Genomic DNA, 21,513 nt, shown 5'->3' on the forward strand with positions numbered 1-21,513 from the left:
CTGGAAGATTGGCGCATCGCCTCCACGGTGGCACGCCTGGACGCTGCATTCGGCGAGGCGCACTTCGATCTAGACTAGCAACCCGACGGCCCCCGCACCCCGCTGAAACAGCCCAGCGTATCCAGCCGATCCGGAAGTGAGCCACGTCGCTGTATGATCAAGACGTTCCCGATGCTCCTGGCTGAGGTCAATACCCTCGGCCAGTTTTGCGGTTCTCCGAGCTACCAAGCCGGCTTCCAGTGGTGGCGTACGTGAGGACATTAAGCGACTAGGCCAAAGAAAAGGAGGCCGCCTGAAAGTTTAAATCCTACGCCAAGCTCGTAGGCTCAGACGCAGGTGACAGACTGCTGAAGGCTGACAAGACACGTAAGGCGGACAGTCCAAGCGACCAGCACGCGGGGAATTTGTTGAACCTGTGGATTGACAGTACAAAACAAGTGGCGTTGAATGAGTATTCTCTAAAAGATAGTAGCGGTGACGCTCTACAAAAAGGGCGGGCAGTTGAAGTACCGGTTTCAGTCGAACCATCGCGGAATCAGCGGGGCTGGGTCTGCGTCGTCTCCATACGACCTATAACGCTGAGCTTACTATCTCCATGTCGCTTCGCGCTAACTTGGTAGTGCATCGGCGAGATGTGAGCCTTATTGCCGGGTGACTCTGAACACTCTCCGCTGGACGGAGAACAGAGGGGGCGAAGCTATCACAAAGCGGGGGGCGCGGGATGGTAGATGAACGCGAATGGCTGGACGACGACACGGACGACGGCGCACGTTCCGATCGACGGAATTCGGGCGACTCACGTTCGCCCGTTTCAGGCAGGCACGGGAGAGCAGAGCTTGGCTGCGTCACGAGGCGCGACTTTCTCCTAGGCGGCGGCGCAACTCTCGTCGCTGCGCCACTCGCCGCCGCCGAAGCCCAAGGTTCATTCCTTGATGTCGCCTATGAGGATAGGACGCGCCGCAGCCTCGTTATTGCGTGGCTTGAAGCAGGCAAACGCTACGCTTGGACGTTGCCCGCTTCCACTTTCACTGACCCGGATCTGCCGAATGGGCGCGGCCGCTTCGTGCTGCGCCGTACAAATGATGGTTGGCGCGCCGACATCGCACAATGCGCGCTGCCCGGCAGCTACAATTTTGCTCTGCGCATCGAACTGAAATGGGATCCGGCATTCGATCCGCAGAAGCCGGGGGCGGAGCCGCCTTCCATGTCCGTCGTCCTGCGTCGAGACACAGACATCCGCCTACAGAGTGGAAAGAACCTGATCGAATTCCTGAAAGCCGACCCAGCGAGTGGCATAGATGAAATCGGGGGCGATCTTAGCAAATCTCAACTCGCCGACCTGACGCGAACGCTGTTCGGGGGCTCGTTCGACGTCAGCAAAGCGAGCCAGAGCAGCCTTGCTTTTCACCGTGAACTTTACTGGAGACTGCGCGCCGGAAAAAAGCTGGCACGCGGCGAACAGGAGACGCCGGTCTCCAAACAGAGCCGCTTCCGCGCCCTGTCGGATGAAGGTCTGTCGCTTCAATTTCGTGAATGCATATTCACGGTTTTTTCCGGCAGCAAGGGATCGGACGCGACGAAGGCTTTCATCCTCAATGAGAACGCCAAGGGCGAGGAACAGCAGGATGTGCGCGCGCTTTTTTCCGGCGATGGCGCACCGCCAGCGCCGGACAGCACTCTTTCGGACCCGCCCGATGGCGCAATAGGCCCGGCCGCAACCACATCTGAAGATGAGCGGCGCCTCGCACCGCGGGTGCTGTATGCACTGGTCCGGCACGACGCCGAACAGACGAAGGCCAATCCTGCAGATGCCTGGACTGGTACGCTTGCGTTGGGTCGTCATTCCGGCGGAGAGCGCGGTACTCTCGCAATCCATGAAGGAGGGGACCCTTCGTTCCTTGGGTGGCGTAATCAAGGCGATCAAAGACCCGTTTTCGCCTTGCGTACGCTCGGGATGACACTCGATTTGCGCCGCGATCAAGCTGCGGAGCCGAGCCGGTTTAGTGATCTTAAGGGGATGCTATGGCATGCCCGTGGTGAGGACGACAAACTCCGGCTGATCGCCTCGCTGACGCCCACCAAGCGCAAGATTCGCATCGAAACGTATTTCGGCCGGTTCACCGTTGCACCATTGCCGCCAATAGCGCCGCGATCGGGCGTATCCGCGCGCGTGCCGTCGATCCGAATCGGAGGCACAGGACCAAAGAACACCAGGACGCTCAACCATTTTGCCGCCCCGCTCGCGCTGGAGGAGGCTGCAATTCCGCTCAGAAGCGCCCGCCTCGCCGAGATCGCGCGCCAGCGTGCCACCGGAGGGGATGTTTCTGTCGCTTCGCCTGCGGAACGTGCGTCGCGATTGTTCAGCCACCTCACATTCAATGAAGCGGAATGCCTTTTCCACATCGACAAGCTCGCGAGGCGCTTTGCGTGGATAGGCGCTCTCGCGCCGTCGACCAATCCACCGCAGGCTGAGGCTCTCGTCCACATCGGGGCGACAAAAGCGTCGAACGACCTGCCGTTACCGGCGCGGCTATCACTCAGTTCTGCGTCACTTCTGGTGCGCCGGCCTGCCGACCTTCTGGCACTGAAATATCGCTTCCAGGATCTGTTGCTCGAATATGCCGAGTCCGGATGGTGGGTGGTACCCGATCGGCGGATCGCCGCGTTTGTGCCGAGGGGCTCGCCGAAGCCTTCTCCGGACGTACCGCTGGTCTGCAAGGACGAAGCTCCACTTGCCAACAATCCCGACCGATACGAAACGCGCCAGGATCCGCGTCCGTTGCTGGTCGTGGAGTTCCCGCCGCAACATATCGCCGAGCGGACATACCTGCGTCAGTTCGAGGCGGAGCCGGATCTTCCGCTGCCGCCAAAGGGAACCGAGGTCACCGAAGCTGAAGCAGAAATTCTGCGCTCGGCCGATGAAAATACCCGGTTGAATAGGCGGACCGACGACATCGCTAGAAGGCAAACGGCTGGAATGTCGGCGAATGACCCGTATCTGAAGTTTTTCAACGATTTCCAAGTTGCAATCGACGAAGCCAACAAGCGTGACAATGTGGTCATCGGTTGGAAATCCAACATCCCGAAGGATCAACGCATCTATGTCGGGCCTGCCTATCTCGATCTTGAAGCGGCGCGGGTAGCTCGCAAGCTGGCGCGGAAGCTGGCTGCAACGACGAATGACCTCGCCACACCGGAAAAGCGGGCGCTAGCTCTCAGAATCGTGCCCGAGATAGAGCTTCCGGCGACCGTCATCGCCAATCTCCGCAAGGACTTCGACATTCATGCGGATGTCAGCGAGGGCTTTCCTGAGGCTCCTTTAGAGCAATCCCCTGAGCCCCCTACTGATGCAAACAAGCGCGACGCGTATTTTGAGGCCCGCGAGGACCTCCGCGAACGCCTTGATCCACGCTACGCGTCCTTCAGAAAGATCTACAACGATGCTTCTGCTGTACCCGAGCAGCTTAAGCCGCTGAGGGGAAGACGCAATGTGATCGCGACGGTCGAACTAAATGCGAATCCGGTCGTGGCCGCCAAAGCGGTTCTGGCGGTTGTTGCCGATTTCGACGCGAAGAATCCGATCGACGAACCCTTCGAGATTCCGAGTGAGGCGCGTGTCTCCGGGGGTTCACGTCTTGTTTTCAGAATACCGGCCGACGATTTCGAAGCCGGACGGCCGGACGCACGCGAGGGAGCACCTGCCGGTGCGTTTCCATTCACGATCGAGGCTTTGACCAACTGGGGTGCGTTCGACCTCGCCGTCGTCCGGCGTGCCGAGAAAGTGTTCGAGCCGCTCGTCGGGTGGCAGGACACCGCGCTGGAGGACCTGGATGAAGAGGCTGCGGAGGACGCGTACCGTGATATCGCCAACGGCCGGTTGCCGCCACGCTGGGCGCGGCAAGAAACGCGCGACGAGGCGGCACGGCTGCTGCACCAGCGAATCTCACGCGGCGATGCATGGGCGGTGCGCCGTGACGAACAGCGATCGCTGACCGGCACAACCGACTGTCCCAGACCGCTGGCGCGGCTTGGATCGGTGACTGGGCCACAGCGTATGGCGGAGATCGCCACGAGCGTGCAACCGCCAAGCCTTTTTGAAACCTCGATTGAAATACCCTTCCGGCTGATGCTCTCGCCCGCCCAGGACGCCGCATGGCGCACGCCGCTCGGATTGCCGCCGATCGCTAAGCTGACGGCAGCGAAAGACCAGGGATGGGCGCAGGGCGCGCCGGTACCGCTGTGGTTTGCCCAGCTCGATGAAGCGGCGGGCTCCTCCAGCATGCGTGCGGTTTGGTCGCCGGATTTCCGGCCGGAAGCACTGCTCGATCCGGAGCTCGGCGGGCCGCCCCACGGCCCGTGGGCTCCATGGGCGATGGCGCGAGAGGTTACGGCACGCAATCCGTACAGCGAGAAAGAGGATGTATGGCCGTTACCAGGACAGGAGCCCGATCCGAAGAAAATGGCGCCGGAACGCTTCCGTGCCGGACTTGACGTAGCGGACCGTCACGAGCTTGTGGCGCTGACCTCACTGCATGGGTTGCCGGTGCGTGGGCGTCGCAAACAGGACGGCACCCTGGCGGACGGCAGCCAGATCAATCCGCCATCCGGTTTCAAGCTGCGCCACGCAGCTACCGAAGCGCTCAAGGAGGGTCAACCGGAGGACGATTATTCCGCGATCTACCGCCCGCAACCGTTAGGTGTGAGCGAACTCACGCTGACCGCTCTTGGCGGCAGCTTTGACGCCGACACGAATTTCGTTCCCCCGGCATCCGCCAAGGTTGTGCCGGTCGGTGAGTGGGTGAAAACGCACAAGCCCGGAAATTCGCTGTTCGACGCGTTTTCGATCGAGCGGTGGCAGCAGAATACCCGTCTTGGACGCGATATCCGCGTTGAGGTCGCGTACAAGGGCTTTCTCTTTCCTTTCGGGCACCGCGCATCGCTGGTAAAGCTGACCGAGCGCCGCTTCATGGCGGGACCAGGCGGCCTCGCCGCCGGTCCTGTCGCATACCTCGTGCAGCGCTTCTTCCTGCGCATCGGTACCCCGCTCAAAACATTCCCGGCGCAAAGCCAACCGAATGGCGGGCGGCGCTGGCCGGTCGAGCGGCTGGAAATCCTCACGCGCGTTACACCTGATATCCTAGATCCGGCCGACGCATCACCCTCCGATGTGAGCAAGCAGTTTGAAGAGGCGGGGAACGGTCGGATTTTCCTGCGCCAAAACAAAAATGACATGCAGGTCCTGCCGGGTCTCGTTTTCTGGCCCCGGGTGCGCGCTCGTGAAGGCGGCGAGGTTAATTTCGAGCTGCAGATCGATTCCCGGGGCGCACGGGCGCGCCTGCCGCTGATCTTCGTGGACAATACCGCGGCCAACGACGTCCGCACCATGCGGATACTGACGCAAGAGTACAACCGTCTCAAACGTGACTCCCAAGATCCCGAAAAGACAATCGTCGATCCGCGCCGCGTCCTGGGACTCGGCAGCAGCAAGCGCCGCTACGCTCCCGAGAGCGAACCGGACGGCACGAGTTTCGAAACCCAGCAATGGGTGATCGAGGCCGAAGGAAGGGAGCAGGCGATCCCGCTGATCCAGGATATCAAACGAAACGTCAAGTTCGATAATTCCAACTTTGATTTTGGCGCGCTGCTGCAGGGCGTGGATCAACCGCCGTTCTATCCGGTGATGGCGACCGCGCAAATGCGCATCGCCCAATTGGACCGGTTGCTTGGCCAAACTACCGAGCACGTCACAGTCCGTTTCGATCCGGAGTACCAGGCGTTCGGCTTTCCCAAGGACGAACGACTTAATGTTCCTGGCAACGGCGACCCAAAAGAGGCCGCGGCAAAAACCGACGTCTATCTTGATTTTTTCAAGGCGGTGGAACTCGATCCCGGCGTTGCAGGCGATCGGATAGGCGGTGCGGTACGCCCAAAAACGCCCTTGGTCGCGGTCTCGCGCAGTCGCGGTCCTGTCGGCAATAGCAATTACATCGGTAGGACGGGAGTGGCGCGCACTTTCTCCGATTTGCCGCCCGCATCGACCGGGCTCGATCATCCCGATCCGGAAAGCTTCTTCGGTGATGCGACAGTCCTGGGCATCATCGATTTGAAGAAGGCCATCCAATTCCTTGTCGGCGCGCTGTCGAGCACGCCGCAATTCAGGGAAGTCACGCAATATACGTCCGCGATGCTCACCGACCTTTCGCAGGAGGGTGCCGCGGATGCGGGAGCGGCGGTCGCGAAAGTACGCGACCGACTGCTGATCCCGATGCGGGAGACTTTGCTTACGCTCGCGCGCCAATTTTTCGACGCTGTGAAAAAAGAAAATGAGCAATTCGACGAGGAAATAGCTCTTGTTCGTATCGAACGGCTGTATCCCGACGTCGGTAGGTCCTACCGAGAACTCAAGGATGCGCTCGAGCAGGCCATAGCCGCAAGTGAAACCGTGCACGATGCGGCGCCCCTGCTCGGGGCCTTCGCCAGCATCTACAGCGCCGGACGGCGGTTCCTGATGGCGATCGAACGTGTCGCCAACGATCCGCTGGCTCCTGTGCACGAGGCGCTGCGTGAGGCGTTCAACACGGAAATTCGCAACCTTATCGAGTCGGCCCAAAGGATTCTCGGTGGACTCGAGAAAGAGCTTGTCGATGCGCTGAAGAAGGTCGAGGCCGATGTTCGGGTCAAGCTGGGGAAAATGTTCTCCCCAGCGGCGGCGGCATTCGCGACATGGCGGCGGCTTGTGTTCGCGCTACCCGGAGCCCACTCCATCCCGGCTCCTCTGCAGGGTCAGGCTGTGGCCGTCGACAAGAAGATCGAAGAGCTACTGGAGAAAGCCGCGGCCGAATCCAAGTTTTTCGAGGTGCTGGCAAAGGAAGGACTTCCGAAAGCCGCGCAGAAAATCGGCGAAAAATTCGATGAAGCGCTGAGGCAGGCTATCACCGGCGCCGGCGACGACTTCGACAAGGCATTGCAAGCCGCGTACGGTGACTGGAAGGTCGCGGCCGAACAGGAAGGCGAGCGCATTCAAGGCGTGCTTTATGCAGCCGCGTTCGAGGTCATTCGTGCGCTGCTTGTAGATACGCAGAAACTCGCCGAGCAGGTCGTGAAAGGCGGGGTCACGCTTCGCGACATACTCGGTCTCATCCAAGACGTGGTGAGCGACGCACTCGATCTTGTCTCGCGGCTGATCGAGTACGGTCTCGGCGAGGCTGGCGATCTGTGCGGCAAGATCGTCGACACGCTACTGAAGGCAATCGCCGACTTTTCTCCGCCGGCGCCCACGAATGTCGATGACAAATACACCGACATGCTCGGCAAGCTCGACCAGGCCAAGACGGCCTTGGACAAGATCGGGCTCGGCGCCGACGTCCTGAGCATCAAGACGGAGCTCAGTGTCGCATTTGGCGCTTTCATCAAGGTACGCGATGCTTATGGCCGAGCGGTCGCCGAGGTCGCCAAGCTGAAAGCCGACGTCTGCCTCAAGGCCGATCCGGAGCGCCTGCCGCGAGACGCGCTGGCCGCTCTCGGGCAAATCCGAAAAACACTCATCGCCAAGCTTAATGCATTTATCGTCACTTTCAGCACGACCAGGGCCGTGGGCAACGACCTGCAAGCGTTGATGGCCAAGATCACCGGTACGAGTAATGAAGATAAGGCCGCCCGGGCTGCGCTTGCCGAGGCAGCCAGGTTCGCGGCCAAGACAGCGATGGCGCTAGGTGAGTTCTCGCTGGCAGCGACTTCCCTCGGAGAGATGACCGGCGGCAAGATCCTCGACAAGACCCGGACATCGCTAGAAAGTCTGAAGGGCACTCTTCCCGGCACCGGTCTCGACAAGGAACTCAATGCCTTGATCGAGGTGATCAACCAAGCGGGTGCGGCCGCCCAGACGATCAAGACCGACCTTGAAAAAACAATCGCCGGCATCGGCGCCGTTGCCTCGAATCCCGCAGTCCCGGGCGACGAAGCGAAGTATGTCGCTGACTTGTTGGTGGCCGTGCACCAACTGCCGGGTCTGCTCGATAAGGTTGGCACCAAAATCGTTGGGCAGTTGGAGCAGTTGGTCATCAGCGGCGGAAAGGTCAATGACAAAGTTGTCAATGGACTCGCATCGTTCTTGCTCGGTGGCGAGCCCTATCTCAAAGGGATCGTTTCGATCGTCTCCGACGCCGCCGGCAGCCTCATTGGCTTTCTTGCCGACCTGCAGTCCGAACTGGTCAGGATACGCAACGACTTCTGGAAGCAGTTCGGCGGAGGGGACAAAGGCTCGTCGCCACCAACGGGCATCGGCGACGATCTGGCGGATTTCACATTCAAGAAGCTTGCCGCATTGCTCCTGGTGCCATGCCCGGACCCTGACCCGGCATGCACAGCCGTTCCCTGCCTGATCTGCGCGCCTGCGGGAATCGATCCGCCGGACAATGACTATCTGACGGCCGAAAAAAACCAGTTGCTCGCGCTGAAGACGGCATTGGGCAATCCCGGTACGATCGACAAAAACACACTTGCTGCCCTGCGTGGGCTGTTCGATAGATGGAGCAGCGACAAGGGCTCGGCGCAGGAGCTCGCGAGACGCCTGAACGACGCGGCCGCAGTCGTGCTCAGCGGTGATTTAAAGCGCATCGTCGATCTCGAGGGTGCGCGCCGGCGCATCGAAGCCAAGATCAAGGAACTGGTGCCGGCGAAGATCGTGCTCAACTACGATCTGCAGGCGGGCATGATCGATGTGCCCCCGGTGTTCCTGCCACGATCCGGCAGCCAGATCACGCTCTCCGCCGGTGCAGTTTACGATTTGCTGGAGCCCAATATACCGCCGCAGCTGACCGCGAGTTGTCGGCTGGACCCGTTCGACATCAACCTTTTCGATGTCGTGACGCTGCTGTTCGACGGAGCGCAATTCGTCAATGAAAGCGGCAAAGGGTCCGATTTCAACATTGTCTACAAGGATTTCGAGCTTGGTCCAAACGCCGAGTTCCTGAAGCCGCTCCAGGCGCTGATGAACCCTGGCGGCAGCGGGCCATATGTCCGACCGAGCAAGGATGTCCCCGGCATCGAGGCCGGCTACAGCCTCGATCTAGGCATCATTACGATCGGGACCGTGTCATTCGCGAACGTCTCGATCAACGCGTCTTGCGTGCTGCCTTTCAACGGCGCACGGGCAACGTTCGTTGCCTCGATCGGCCGGGAAGATCGGCCTGTCCTGCTCTCTATCGCGCCCTACACAGGAGGCGGGTTTCTGGCGCTCTATGCCGATGCCCAAAGGCTGCTGGGATTTGCCGCCTCGTTCGAGTTCGGCGGTGGGGGCGCCTTCCAATTCGGACCGCTGAGCGGTCAGGGCCGGATCACCACCGGCATCTATCTCCGCAACCTCACCAAGGTGGTCGACGGCAAAGACGTAGACGACTGCATTATTGAAGGTTTCTTCTATGCGGGCGGCGAGGCGCATATCGCCTGCTTTGCGATCAGCGCCACGCTGGTGGTACGCGTCGGTCACCGATCCGGCGGCAGCATGTACGGCTCGGCTGTTTTTACCTTTTCGTTCTCGATCGGCTTCGCCAAGATCCGCTACCAAGTCGGCGTGCAAAAAAATATGAGCAAGGGATTCTCCGGCAGCCGCAGCACGGCCGCTCTGATCTCGGGTGACATCAAGATCAATACAGATGGCCCCGTCGTGCATTCGCGCGCCCGAGCGATTCAAGAAGACTGGGTAACTTACCAGACATACTTTTCAGACATCGACGGATTCCCCGCATCATGAAAATTCCGGTCAATATCGCCGCTCAGGTGGTTGCTGCTGGCATCTACGGTGATCGCGCGCGCATCACGCTGGCGCTCACGCCTGTTTTCGATAAGGACAACGGACGCTATGACCTGGCCAATTGGCCGCAGGAAATCGAGCAGCGTTTCCTGGCCAATGCCACTGACGGCGACAGCGGCGTCGAAGCGAAACAGTTTCGCCTAGAAGTCGTTCCCATCAAGGAAAAGCAAAGCTGGCGGACACCAAACATATTCAGCGCGCCCAAGCCGATTGAGCAGGGGGCCGACAAATTGAAACGGGTTGGATCGCCAATCGACGTCGGAAAACTCAACAAATACTGGCATTCCGTAATGGAAGGCGCAGACAAATTGGGCTTTGAACACCTCTACAAAGCCCTCGATCCGGCCACGGAGGTGCGTGATCCGCTCGAATACGCAATGCGGCCGCTAGATGGAATGGCTGATAAGATAGTACCGGACATCCATGGCACGTCGCGGGCCAAGGCCGTTCAGGAACTCGTGCTTGAGCGCGGAGCGCATATTCTGGCCGGGTTTGGAAACAGAACCATCGTAACGCGATCTCCCGCCAAAGGCATAAAATCTCTAAGCGCCCAGATAAAGCAATGGCGCAAAGACCGGATTGGGCCATGGCCTCAGGACAAGAAAAAAGAACTGACGGCCGCAACATTGGCTGCCTTGGCGGAGGACGACGCCAGCTGGGATGCCCTTTGTGCCAGTCGCCGTCGCGCTGACAAGTTCGCAGCTGCGCGCTTGGTATATCAGGACCTGCAGGCAACCTCGAAGCAAGCGATTTGCGCACTCGTCAAGGCACACCAGTATTTGCTTTCGCGCACGCCGCTTGCTGCTGCAATGCATTTCAGCGCTGACAATCTCGGAACAACGACTGTTGTGAACGACCCGCTCCCCGAAGCAATCGCCGCTTACCGACTTGCATCACAAACCCCGACTTTCGATGGCGCAAAATCCGACGTTGCCCCGGTAACCGATGATCCTGGTCTCGAGTTCGCGCGTCGTCGTCTGCATATGCTGCAGAGCAATCCATCGCTCGGCCGGCTTTTCCGGTTCGTCGTGGACTTCGAATGTCCCGTAACCGAGCTTGCAAAGGCCGCTAACGGCGCGGCGCAATACGATGAGACTGTGCTCGATCGCGATCCGGACGGTCCGGAGAAACTGCCTGATGCGGTGGCACAGAAAGCGCGTTTCCTGCTGATCAGGTTCTGCAAGGACAAGGGCCCGCGGCTTTGGAGTGCGGCCAAGCTTCGCATGCCGCTGACAGGAGCGAAGCAGCAAGCGGCTGGCCATTTCCTACCATGTACGCGCGAGGAGATCGACGCGCGCGCCATGGACCGAGACTGCAAGCAGGAGTGCGCGGATCCTAAGAGCCAGGCCTGCAAGGATTGCCTGGAGTGCAGCAAGAGCCTGCGCGAGCTTGCGGTTGCTGAGCAGGTCGACGGGATCGTGGACCTGGGGCAGCGCTGGGGGGCGGAACACCGTTACGAAGTCATCACGCTTGATCCCGTCGTCGCGACGGCGGCGGAAGATCAAAAGGTCAAACGGGCTGAGGAGAACCGGCACACTCTCGACAACACGAAGGGGCTATCCAAGCAGCTGCATAAAGCATTGGAGGAAGACCAGAAAGGGACGCATCGCGGCGGCGGGCTCGCGCTTGTGGATCGCTGGCGCCAACTACACGGGATGGGACGCCATCTTGACTCGCGGGGACAGAAGCAACAGTACGACCAGAAGGCCGACGTCGTTCTGGATGCATCCGATCTCGTGGCGGGATACAAGCTCGATGTGGGCGTTCTCGACCGCGGTGATGATGTGAATCGCCGGCGCTGGCACACGCTGATGCACCGCACCGTTGCCTATACGCCGACAAAAAACGTACCGGCGGACTTGGGTGCGGAACTCAACGCATACATCACCAAGCTCTATCCCGATGCAGCAACTCGGCGGGATGCCGAAGACGGGCAACTGCAAGCGCCGGCAGCGTTACGGGATTGGATTACATCCTTCATGCGAACCAGTGTTGCGGATTCGCCTCGCGACTGGATCACGGTGTTCATGGAGGAGGTGATCGGCGCCTGGCGGGGCGATCCGCTCGGTCTTGCATGCGGGGTCGAGAGTTACAAACTTAGCCCGGACGATGTGCGCATCGATGTCAGCTACAATCTTCCGACGGGGCCGGCCTTGACGCCACCGCCATTACGCTTTGGCTGGCCTTATCATTTCGGTTTGCGCGCCTTCTTTGCCGGTGGCGTTTCGATGCCGCTCGACCGAGCGCTTGGCCATTACGAAAAGGACTACGGCGGCGATCTGGTGCGGCCTTCGGTGCCAGAAGGTGGGGCCGAGTTCAAAAGGCACGAGCGTATCGACGCGCCGGCCATTGCGATTCCAGATTGGATGTTCGGAGCGCTTAAAACGCAGAAGAACCACACCGACGTTGCATTGCGGGGACGCTTCCCGGTTCCGCAAGCCGGTCGCATGGTCGTGCGCAGTTTCGACGATCCGACGAAGACAAATCTGAAGATCGCGGGCGTTCCGGAGACGTCCGACGAGCAAGGCCGGACGCCAGGTGTCGGCTTTGATCGTCGCGTGCTGATGGCGCCGCCGGTTTCGCTCCAGTTTGCGGCGTTGCATGACGCGTTCCGCGCCAAGAGTGGAAACGACATCGAGCGCGACGTGAAGATGTGCGAGCCACGCGTACTGCTCGATCCGCCTGATCGAATAAATAACCCGTTTGAGACTACTGCGGTCGACGGCGAAGAAGAAAAGGTAGAATACACGCCGGTTCTTTCGCCCAAGGACTCGGTTTCTCAGGTTTGGGGCAACATACGTGTTGCGTGGCGTCCATTCACCGTCGCGTCGCGGCCGCGGGGTGGGCTCCGCGGAGTGGATCATCGTGCTGCCTGGGGCGGCTTTCCAGTCTATCGCGCCAAGGCTTCAGCGGGGTTGGTCAAACCGGTGTTCGGCGCCCCCGTCGTGAGGCCTGCGGCAATGACCGACGAGGGCGAAATTCTTCATCGCGTCAAGGGTGACGGAGAGTTGATTTTCGACAATGACCCCAAGAGGACACGGCTTCTCTGGAGTGCCGTCGGCGTTTTCGGAAAAGAGGAGGGTCAAAGCGATCGAGCGGGAGCGGCCGTTTTCCGTCCTTTGACAACGGAGGGTAAGAAAGCGATCGAGCGCCTGCCCTACTATCCTGACCCGGCCGCGACGACCCTGGTGATCGAAGTCACGATCCGTGGCCAAGAGAAACCGCATCAAGAGGAACCGCATCGCACGGAGGTGGCGTTTTACACCGACACGGAACTGAAGCGAGCTGCGCCGGCGGACTATCCTGATGCGATACCCGTCGTACTGGACGTCATTCGTGGAAACGGCATCGGAAAGGTGATCAGCGATGCGCGCAAAGTAAAGTATAGCCAAGTCCCGCACACGCCTCCTCCCGGTCAGTCCATACCTGTTGCGTATGTGCAGGTGACGCTCCCCCCTGGCGCAGAAGCAAACATTCGGTGCTGGTGCGTGCCAAGCGTGACGTTTCTCCGCTACGTGTGGGGTCAGATGGACTCCGTTGCAACATTGGCGGTTGCGCGAGGAATCAAGAAGGCTGGCGAAGAAATGGACATCGGCACGCTTTCGGTCGCCACGGTCGATGGAGCTTTCGTCAAGGGGCTGGCGCAACTGGCGTCAGTCAATTTCCCACAGGTCAAGAATGCGAAGTCGACAAAAATCAGGCTAGGCTTTGCAGGTCTCCCGATGCCATCGGATGAACAAATGCTTGCCTTTGCCGAAGATCTCCGCAAGCGCATGCTCGAGATGCCGCTGTCTGAGATCGCGTCGGTTGCTGAGATTGAGGCCGTACACGCGGTTGACCTGCCGAAGCATGGGCCGAGGGTCGTTGCCAGCAAGAAATGGCAACTGCTGCGTGCCACCGCGGAGTCAATTGATAGTCTTCTCGGACCGGAAGAGCAGTGCAAGGCCACCCTCGGCGACCGTTGTGTGTCCGATAACTGGTCGATGGAGAACCAGATGCCGGATGCGGTGGGCGTCTTGATCGACGGATCTTTGACGGTGCACGGGCCCTCCACCGAGGCAGTAGAGATTTGCGCGCGCGGAACTGCGGCGGCGCGCGGGCGCTTCGATGACGTCGAGCGCGGGCGTTCGCGTGACGATCGTGCCCGAGGTCTGTGGCCCAAGCCGGACGCTCAGGAGCCGATCAAGGCAAGTCGGCTTTTCGGATTCGATCCAGCGGATGATGGGTCAGTCAGTTTCGAACCAGAGACCGTGACCTTGTTGCGCGTCGAAGGGTTTCTGCCAGGCACGATAAACGACACAAGCGGCGAGGTTCGCATCGATCTGCTCGACTTCCAACGTAATGCGAAGGCAATCGAGCAACGAAAGGGTGAACAGCTTCAGGCTAACGATCCGCCGTTACGCGCCTCTCGCCCTGCGGCATTCCCTGATACGCGCGCGCGCTGGATCGAGATTTTCGCCGTCGCGATCTCGCGCCACGCGGCCGCGCTGCGCACGCGGTACGGGGAGCTTCCGGAAGTACTCAGTGAACCCAAAACAGTCCAACCCAGCGCGACAAAGGACGAAAAGGAGAAGGCTGAACTAGCAATCAGCAAAGTGATCATGGACCGGCGATGGCTGCCAGCAACGGTGCGTCCGGCTCGGGTGGTTTCGCTCAGCCCTATCCCGGCATTCGCCTGGAGCGACAATGTGCCGACGCCCACCAGCGCCAAGATCCCGTCCGTCTTCGTCAGCCGGACGGTGCGGGTTCGCATCCGCGTGCAACGGCCGTGGTTTTCATCCGGCGAAGGCGAGCGGCTCGGCGTCGTTATCTGGCCACCGAATCTGTTCGACAAAGACGTGGGCAAAGTGTCCCAGGACGTGGTGAGGCCGGAGCCGGCAGACCGCAAGGAGATCAATCTGCGTGCGTTGCCCCCCGACGGTAGCCTCATTCAGGAACTGCAAGATGCTGATCTGGGAACAGGCGGCGCCTGGGTTACGCGGTGGGGGGCCGATCCCATTCGAACCAAGGGCGGGGTGCAAGGCTGGCTGCTCTCGAAGGACAATTTCCCCGGGGTGACCGAACAGGCGGAGTTTACCAAGGCGCCCCAGGAGCATCCAAAGGATGCGGTGTTGGTGAAAAATGTGTTGATGCCGGTGCCCGTCGATGCCGATGCCGCGGAACTGCGGGCAGCGCAGCCGCCTGGCGGCTTCATGGCGGTATCGATCATCACCTATGCGCCGCGCTTCGATCCCGCCCAGGAGATCTGGTACGCGGACATCGACCTGAACCCGTGCGGCGCGGTGTATCCATTCGTGCGGTTGGGACTGGTGCGATACCAGCCGAACGCGCCGCGCGCACTGCAGATGTCAGAACCGGTTGTCGAGTGGGCGCAGGTCATGCCTGAGCGAAAGCTGAGCGCCAGCGCCAGATATGTCGACAAAGATCGCAAGCAGATTGAGGTCACCGCCACACTTGAGGGAACTGCGTCGGGACCCGACGTAAACAATGGCCACCCGGAAACCTCTCCCGCGCAGGCGCCACGGGTATACTTTTCTCTCCTGCAGCGCCGCATCGATGCGGACGACGCCGTCCCGGACTCCGAGCTTGTTTTTGCAGGACCACAAATCGTTTCGCCGGGTTGCGGCTGTGCAAGCGGGACGGCCGTCTTCCAGATGAGCGATGAGGAGTATCGTAGCTATGAGTGGTCGATCTTTGCAGAGGAAGTGGATCGACTACGGCCGGCGAGCTATTTCGACGAGCCGCGCTACGGAACGATCGCGGATACGAATTTCGTCGATACTGGTCCACGCTTCACCGCGCGGCTGTCACTAAAAAACTTGAAGGTTCAATGATCCATTCCGGCCAATTTTCGTACAGGCACCATGGTGGGCGAAGCTAGTTGCTTAATCGATCCCGAAAAAGGAAACAGAAGGGGTAGAATAGAATGGAAATTCGTGACTCAGCTGTTACCCGCACGGCCGGCTTTGAAGCATTTGTCGAGCATTTCTATCTTGATACCGTCGGAAAGGTAACGATCGGTTATGGGCGTATGATCCCGACCGCCGATGCAGCCGCGGCCCTTCCTCTCAAAGACAGTGGGAGCGACGCCGAGGAAGACGCCAAACGAGACGAGTGGACGCTCATCAAGTCGAAACCCGCAGGGAAGCCAGCATCCTACTACAAGCAGTTCACGAAACTAACGCTGCTGGAATCGGACGCAAAGGCCATGCTTCGCGAAAATCTCGAGGGATCTGCTTCCGACCTCAAGACTCGCTTCCCCGACCTCGATGACTATCCAAACGATGCTCAGGACGCGCTCCTCGACATGATGTTCAATCTTGGTTTGCCAAAATTCGCAAAGGCGAAATGGCCGAAACTGTTTGCCGCTGTTGAGCAAAAGGACTGGATGACGGCGGCCACCGAAAGCAATCGACCCGATGTGCAAGATTTGCGCAATGAGGCTATCCACGACTTGTTCGTAAGTGCAGCAGGAGCTTCAATGAAGCTGCATCTTGCGGCACAAATTGTGAGCGAGTCATTCAAGGATCAGATAAGTCAATTGTCGAATTTTATCTCCACGGGGCAAGGAGTCGAAAAATTCTTCCCCAACGGAATAACGAAGATCAAGTTGGACGTGAAAGCGGGCGGTGTTGAAATCGATTTCGAGATAAGCGGACCGGAGCAAGGAAACCTCCTGTCCTCACAAGGCGCGGGAAGTCGTAGGTGACTATGAGCTTGTAAACAGGAGTAATCTAGTTTCTGGATGCTCTGGCTTTACGCTCGCGTTCCTAGACTAGAGATGAGCGGTTGCCTGCTGGCCAGGTTCCGACACACAAAGACGGCTTGCAACTTTCACCCGCACTAGCCTGACGACTGGATCTCACGGCTCGCCCAGCACATCGGCAGCCCAGGCCCGCTCAAACTTGGCTTCAGCCTCGTGCTGGACGTTTCGAACGCTGGCGATATCAGCGGCTTGGTATTCGCAGATCATGCGCAGCCGGTCGGATGACCAGTAACTACGGATCCAGCGGACATCGTAGAGGTCGAGGCATGGCGCCATCCGCGCCTCTACCGCGTCGAGCTGCTGCTGAGTGAACGGGGCTTCAAAAGACCGCTCGACGATTATGCGAGGCATGGTGCTCTCCTGTTCGATGGCTCGTTCAAGTCTGAAGGCCCGGCGTGGGTGCCGCCGTTGGAACGCTGCGCGCCGGTCCGGCAGGATGGCGCAAAACTGCTCGCGCCCTGGCGCTGAAATCCTCAAGCTCGATCGGTGCCCGGCAATCGTCGTCGATTTCCGGTGCCGAAGAACTGTTCGCGGCCGCGCTGAGCAGGGCCTTGGCAATGGCGATCTCGCAGTGCCGGCGGATTTTGGAGGCGGCTGTCAGTGCCTCGCTGGCGTGGAGTCGGACTTGCTCCATTCGGCCGGCGCGACAGTAGAAACTCGCGGCGCTGTTGAGGGCGTAAGCCAGGTAAGACTTATCGTCGGCGGCACGAAGCCGCGCCAAGGCGCTCTCCAGCGCCTCGTCGGCGGCATCATCCGCCGTCATGATGGCAGTAAGCGCCTGCAGGGCATCGACGAAAGGCGTCTCCTCCCCAATCCGTGCGGCAACCGACCGTAGCTCCTCACAGCGGGCGTGCATGTCGGCATATCGTGCCATTTCGAAATGAAGCGTCGCGAGCCAGGTCAGGCATTTGTACTCGCGCCAGCGGTCTTCGCTTCGACGCGCCAGGGCAAGAGAGCGAGCGAGATACACGGCGGCTTGACCCTGCCGACCGTCCCATCGCTCCAACAGCCCGCTGGCCCAATGCAGTTCGCACAACTCTGTACCAAGGGACTGCGCGATATCGCCTGCCTCCGCGATCAATTCGCGCGCGCGAGCAATTTCTGTCTCCAGCTCAAGCAGGCAGCGAGCCGTGTTGGCGAGCTGATGCGCCTGGATTTTGCGGTCAGCGTTGCGCCCTATCTCGGCCGCACGAAGCGTGCTGGCCTCGGCCTGCTCTATTTGTCCGGCCTGCTGATGGAGAATGGAAAGCAGATAGTGCCCTGTCGCCGCGGCAGCCTGCAGCCCTTGTTCCTCCGCTGCGGTGGTCGCGTCGGCGATCGCCTCTTCAATGGGAGGAAGTGATCGCAATCCGGGACCAGTCGCGGCAAGAACGCGGATCTTGAGCAGCGCTATCCGGGAAACCAGCTTCTCCGGCGCTTCCGGCAGCCGCGCGACATGCCGCAGCCCTCGCTCGGCCAAGCCGGCGGCCTCGGCATTGGCGAAGAGCCGAAGGGCCCGCTCGCCGGCGACGATGCAAGCTCGTGCGGCCATCTCGTCATCCTCGGCTAGCACGGCGTGATGAACGAGATCGGCCGCGGCGTCACCGCCGCGGCGCTCCGCCGCCGGTCGAAGAGCGCGCGCGATATGTCGATGCAACAGCTTGCGCCGGGGATGGGACAAGCTGCGGTAGGTGACTTGCCGGACGAGGTCGTGGGTGAAGTCATAGGCGTCGCCGCCTGCCGGCCGCACCAGCCCGCGCCGCTCAAGCTCCCCCAGTGCCATCAGCAGCCCGGCAGCATCAAACGGCGCCAAGCGCGCAAGATCCTCCGGCGTGAAGGTGCGGCCATGCGCTGCAGCCCAGACCAGCGTTTCGCGCACCTGGTCGGTCAGCCCAGCCAGTTGTCCTTCTATCAGGGCCTTCACGGTACGGCCGGGGCCGGGATCTCCGCGCAGGTGAGCGCGGGCAAGTTCAAGCGCGAACAGCGGATTGCCATCACTCGCGGCGATGATTTGAGCTGCGTCGAGAGCCGGGTCGAGCCGCCGGACGAGCTCTGCCGTGTGCTCGGCGCTCAACGTATCGAGCTCGATCTCCGTCAGTCGGCCATCGCGGGCGAGCGAACGCAGCACCCGCGACACCGCGATATTGTCTTCGACTTCTCCAGAACGGGCTGCGCAGGCGATGACAAGACCGGTGGCTGCCTCGGTCCGGCGAGCAACATAGTGAAGCAGCGACGCGGACGCGTCGTCGATCCACTGGACGTCGTCGAGGGCAATACCCAACGGCTCGTCGGCGGCGAGCCCGTGAAGCACGTCGACAATGGCGTCGAACAGCTGAGTGCGATCTCCGACCCCGCCTTCGCCGCCTCCAAGCTCGGGGAGCAGCGGGCCGAGAAGCGAAGGCAATCCATGGCGCGGTCGCTCCCGCTGGACCGAGCGCAGGAGATCGATCCAGATGCCATAGGATCGTGCCGTCTCGGCTTCGAATGCGCGCGCGCTGAAGGCGCGCCCGCCGGCAGCGGCCATCCGTTCGCTGAAATAGCCTAGCATGTGGCTCTTGCCGATGCCCGGCTCCCCAGTCACGAGGATGACATCCGGGCTGGTGTCGGCTGCCATCCCGACGAGGCGATCGATGGTTGTGCGCTCGGCGTCGCGCCCAACCATGGGCCCGGAACCCGCAGGCCGCGGAGCGTCATCCAGGGTTCCCCTGGCTGCACCGGAAGGTGCGGCTCGGGCACCTGCGATTGGGCTCGGTCGCAGCGCCTGCCTCGCCGCCTTCAGTTCCTCGCCTGGCGGCGCGCCGAGCTCGGCTTCGAATATGCGATGCGCCCGCTCGTAATGAGCGAGCGCGTCGTTGGTCCGGCCCATCTTCCCAAGCATCCGGACCACCGCAGCATGACCGGCTTCGGATAGCGGGTCGGCCGCAACAAATGCGTAGGCATAGGGCAGGGCATCCGTCGGGACGTCTTCCAGTCGCGCGATAAGCGCGGCGAGAACCCTGAACCGGAGCTGGCTCATCGCCTCCCGCTCCGCTATGCACCATTCCTGGTAGCGGTAACAGAGCGGCAGATCGAGCCCGTCGAGGAACTCGCCTCCAAACAGCGCCACAGTCTCGGTCAGCACCTCGGTGGTCGCGGCGGCGACGCTGCTTGCGGCAAGCGAGCGCACGACCGCATGGTCGACCAGCGCATCGCCAAGCTCGATGCCGACCCGCTCACGATCCGCCACGAGCCGAGCTCTGCTGCCGTCGCCGAGCAGCGCGCGGATCTTGCTGAGGCTCCAGCGCAACTCGGCTCGCGGATCGTCCGGTCCGTCCCAGAACAGATCGCAGAGCCGTTCACGCCGGTGCACCTGACCGGTGGCAATGAGATAGCCAAGAAGCGCGCGCGTTTTGCGGGAGGCGGGTAAAGCAAGGGCCTTCCCGTCGGCGCCGACAAGCTGGAGCTCGCCGAGCAGACGTACCCGGAGCGGGATAGGACGTTGCATTCCTGGCCTGCCTGCTCTGCCTTCGAGATAATTCGACGCCGGTTTCCACGGGCGCTTCCACGATTGTCCGCAAGTTTAGCTGTGAACACGGTCTTGCGAAAGCCTTGAGGAGCCAGCCGATGACAACGACAACGGCGACGAAACCATTCGATCCTGCCCAATACAAGGAGACGACCCACGACCAATGGCGGGCTGCCGCCGCCGCCAACCGCGAAGCCACCATCAACAAAGCGATCGTAGCCTCGAATGTGGCGCCACACTGGTCGTCTTTCCCTAAGCATGGATACCGGGATGTCCGACTAGGGTGTCGAGGCTGGGGGGACTGAACATGAGATTATTCGCATCCGCCATCGCATTGGCGATTGCAGAAGCTGCTGCCGTCGCTGAAAGCCGGCGGCTATGTCTTCGTGTTACGGCACACCGACAGAAGTGCTCACAAGAAGCCATTGCAGCTGAAGTGTAGTGGGAACATGCATCGGGAGTAGAGGAAACCGCCATGCCCGCAAAAATTGCCGTCGTTCAGAAGCCGCCGGTCTTTCTCGATCGCGAGGCGACCATCGCCAGAGCCGTCGAGGCGATCGACGAAGCCGCCGATGCCGGCGCCACCCTGGTGATCTTCCCTGAAGCCTGGATACCCGGATATCCGACGTGGGTCTGGCGGCTGAAGCCCGGCACGGATATGGCGTTGTCAAGCGAGCTTCACGCCAGGTTGCGCAGCAACGCCGTCGATATCGAGCGAGATGATCTTGAGCCTCTGCAGCAGGCCGCCAGCCAGCGTGCGGTGACGATTGTCGTCGGCCTGAACGAGATCGATAGTCGTTTCTCGGGCACAACGCTGTTTAACACCGTGGTCGTGATTGGACCGGATGGCACGCTCCAAAACCGACATCGCAAGTTGATGCCGACCAACCCCGAGCGCATGGTCTGGGGGACGGGCGACGCGAGCGGCCTCCGAGTTGTCGACACGCCGGTCGGCCGCCTGGGGTGCCTGATCTGCTGGGAAAGCTATATGCCGCTGGCGCGCTACGCTCTCTACGCCCAGAACATCGACATTCTCGTCAATCCGACGTGGGACAATGGTGAACTCTGCCTCGCCACATTGCGCCACATCGCCCGCGAGGGCGGATGCTGGGTCATCGGAACCGCGACGGCAATGCAGGGCAGCGATCTGCCGGCCGACTTTCCCGATCGCGATCGACTGTTCAAGGCCGAAGAGTGGATCAACGACGGCGACGCCGTCGTCGTGAAGCCGGGCGGCGCAATCGCGGCCGGACCGCTGAACCGCGACAAGGGAATCCTGTTCGCCGAAATTGATCGGGAGGCGGTCGGCCGCGCCCGGCGGTCGCTCGACGTCGCCGGGCACTATTCCCGGCCGGATATTTTCTCGCTGTCGATCAGCCGGAAACCGCTTACACCCGTCGCGTTCACCGACTGAGCCGGCTGACGACCGCGCCGGCGGTGGGCGGAAGCCGG

6 protein-coding genes are annotated in these 21,513 nt (G+C 61.0%); 4 read left to right on the forward strand and 2 right to left on the reverse strand.

Annotation, left to right across the window (positions count from 1 at the left end):
* The first annotated feature begins 721 nt into the window (after positions 1 to 721).
* From IHQ72_RS13665 to IHQ72_RS13675, 3 genes are all read left to right on the forward strand, one after another.
* Entirely contained in the window at positions 722 to 9,751 is a 9,030-nt protein-coding gene (locus IHQ72_RS13665; RefSeq protein ID WP_258122906.1) for a phage tail family protein, read from the forward strand.
* Positions 9,748 to 15,645 carry a hypothetical protein gene (locus IHQ72_RS13670; RefSeq protein WP_258122907.1) on the forward strand — a complete coding sequence of 1,966 codons (5,898 nt, stop codon included), beginning with the start codon at positions 9,748 to 9,750 and terminating at the stop codon, positions 15,643 to 15,645. Before IHQ72_RS13665 ends, IHQ72_RS13670 begins: the two co-directional genes overlap by 4 nt.
* 92 nt (positions 15,646 to 15,737) lie before the next feature.
* Entirely contained in the window at positions 15,738 to 16,520 is a 783-nt protein-coding gene (locus IHQ72_RS13675; protein WP_258122908.1) for a glycoside hydrolase family protein, read from the forward strand.
* Between the two features lie 153 nt (positions 16,521 to 16,673).
* Here the strand turns inward: IHQ72_RS13675 and IHQ72_RS13680 are convergent, their stop codons facing one another.
* The gene (locus tag IHQ72_RS13680; RefSeq protein ID WP_258122909.1) at positions 16,674 to 16,928 is read right to left on the reverse strand and encodes a nickel-binding protein; all 255 of its coding nucleotides are present in this window, start codon (positions 16,926 to 16,928) and stop codon (positions 16,674 to 16,676) included.
* Between the two features lie 25 nt (positions 16,929 to 16,953).
* A complete protein-coding gene (locus IHQ72_RS13685) occupies positions 16,954 to 20,040 on the reverse strand; it encodes an ATP-binding protein (protein ID WP_258122910.1) in 3,087 nt (1,028 codons plus the stop codon).
* Positions 20,041 to 20,536: 496 nt separating this feature from the next.
* Here IHQ72_RS13685 and IHQ72_RS13690 point away from each other — a divergent pair, with 496 nt between their 5' ends.
* Positions 20,537 to 21,475 carry a carbon-nitrogen hydrolase family protein gene (locus IHQ72_RS13690; protein ID WP_258122911.1) on the forward strand — a complete coding sequence of 313 codons (939 nt, stop codon included), beginning with the start codon at positions 20,537 to 20,539 and terminating at the stop codon, positions 21,473 to 21,475.
* Positions 21,476 to 21,513 lie beyond the last annotated feature (38 nt).

The sequence above is a fragment of the Mesorhizobium onobrychidis genome, from assembly GCF_024707545.1.
GTDB classification, from domain to species: Bacteria; Pseudomonadota; Alphaproteobacteria; order Rhizobiales; family Rhizobiaceae; genus Mesorhizobium; species Mesorhizobium onobrychidis.

Bases quoted from the DNA above. Each gene is read 5' to 3' on its own strand.
- IHQ72_RS13665 (WP_258122906.1), top strand. From the start codon at position 722: ATGGTAGATGAACGCGAATGGCTGGACGACGACACGGACGACGGCGCA.
- IHQ72_RS13670 (WP_258122907.1), top strand. From the start codon at position 9,748: ATGAAAATTCCGGTCAATATCGCCGCTCAGGTGGTTGCTGCTGGCATC.
- IHQ72_RS13675 (WP_258122908.1), top strand. From the start codon at position 15,738: ATGGAAATTCGTGACTCAGCTGTTACCCGCACGGCCGGCTTTGAAGCA.
- IHQ72_RS13680 (WP_258122909.1), bottom strand. From the start codon at position 16,928: ATGCCTCGCATAATCGTCGAGCGGTCTTTTGAAGCCCCGTTCACTCAG.
- IHQ72_RS13685 (WP_258122910.1), bottom strand. From the start codon at position 20,040: ATGCAACGTCCTATCCCGCTCCGGGTACGTCTGCTCGGCGAGCTCCAG.
- IHQ72_RS13690 (WP_258122911.1), top strand. From the start codon at position 20,537: ATGCCCGCAAAAATTGCCGTCGTTCAGAAGCCGCCGGTCTTTCTCGAT.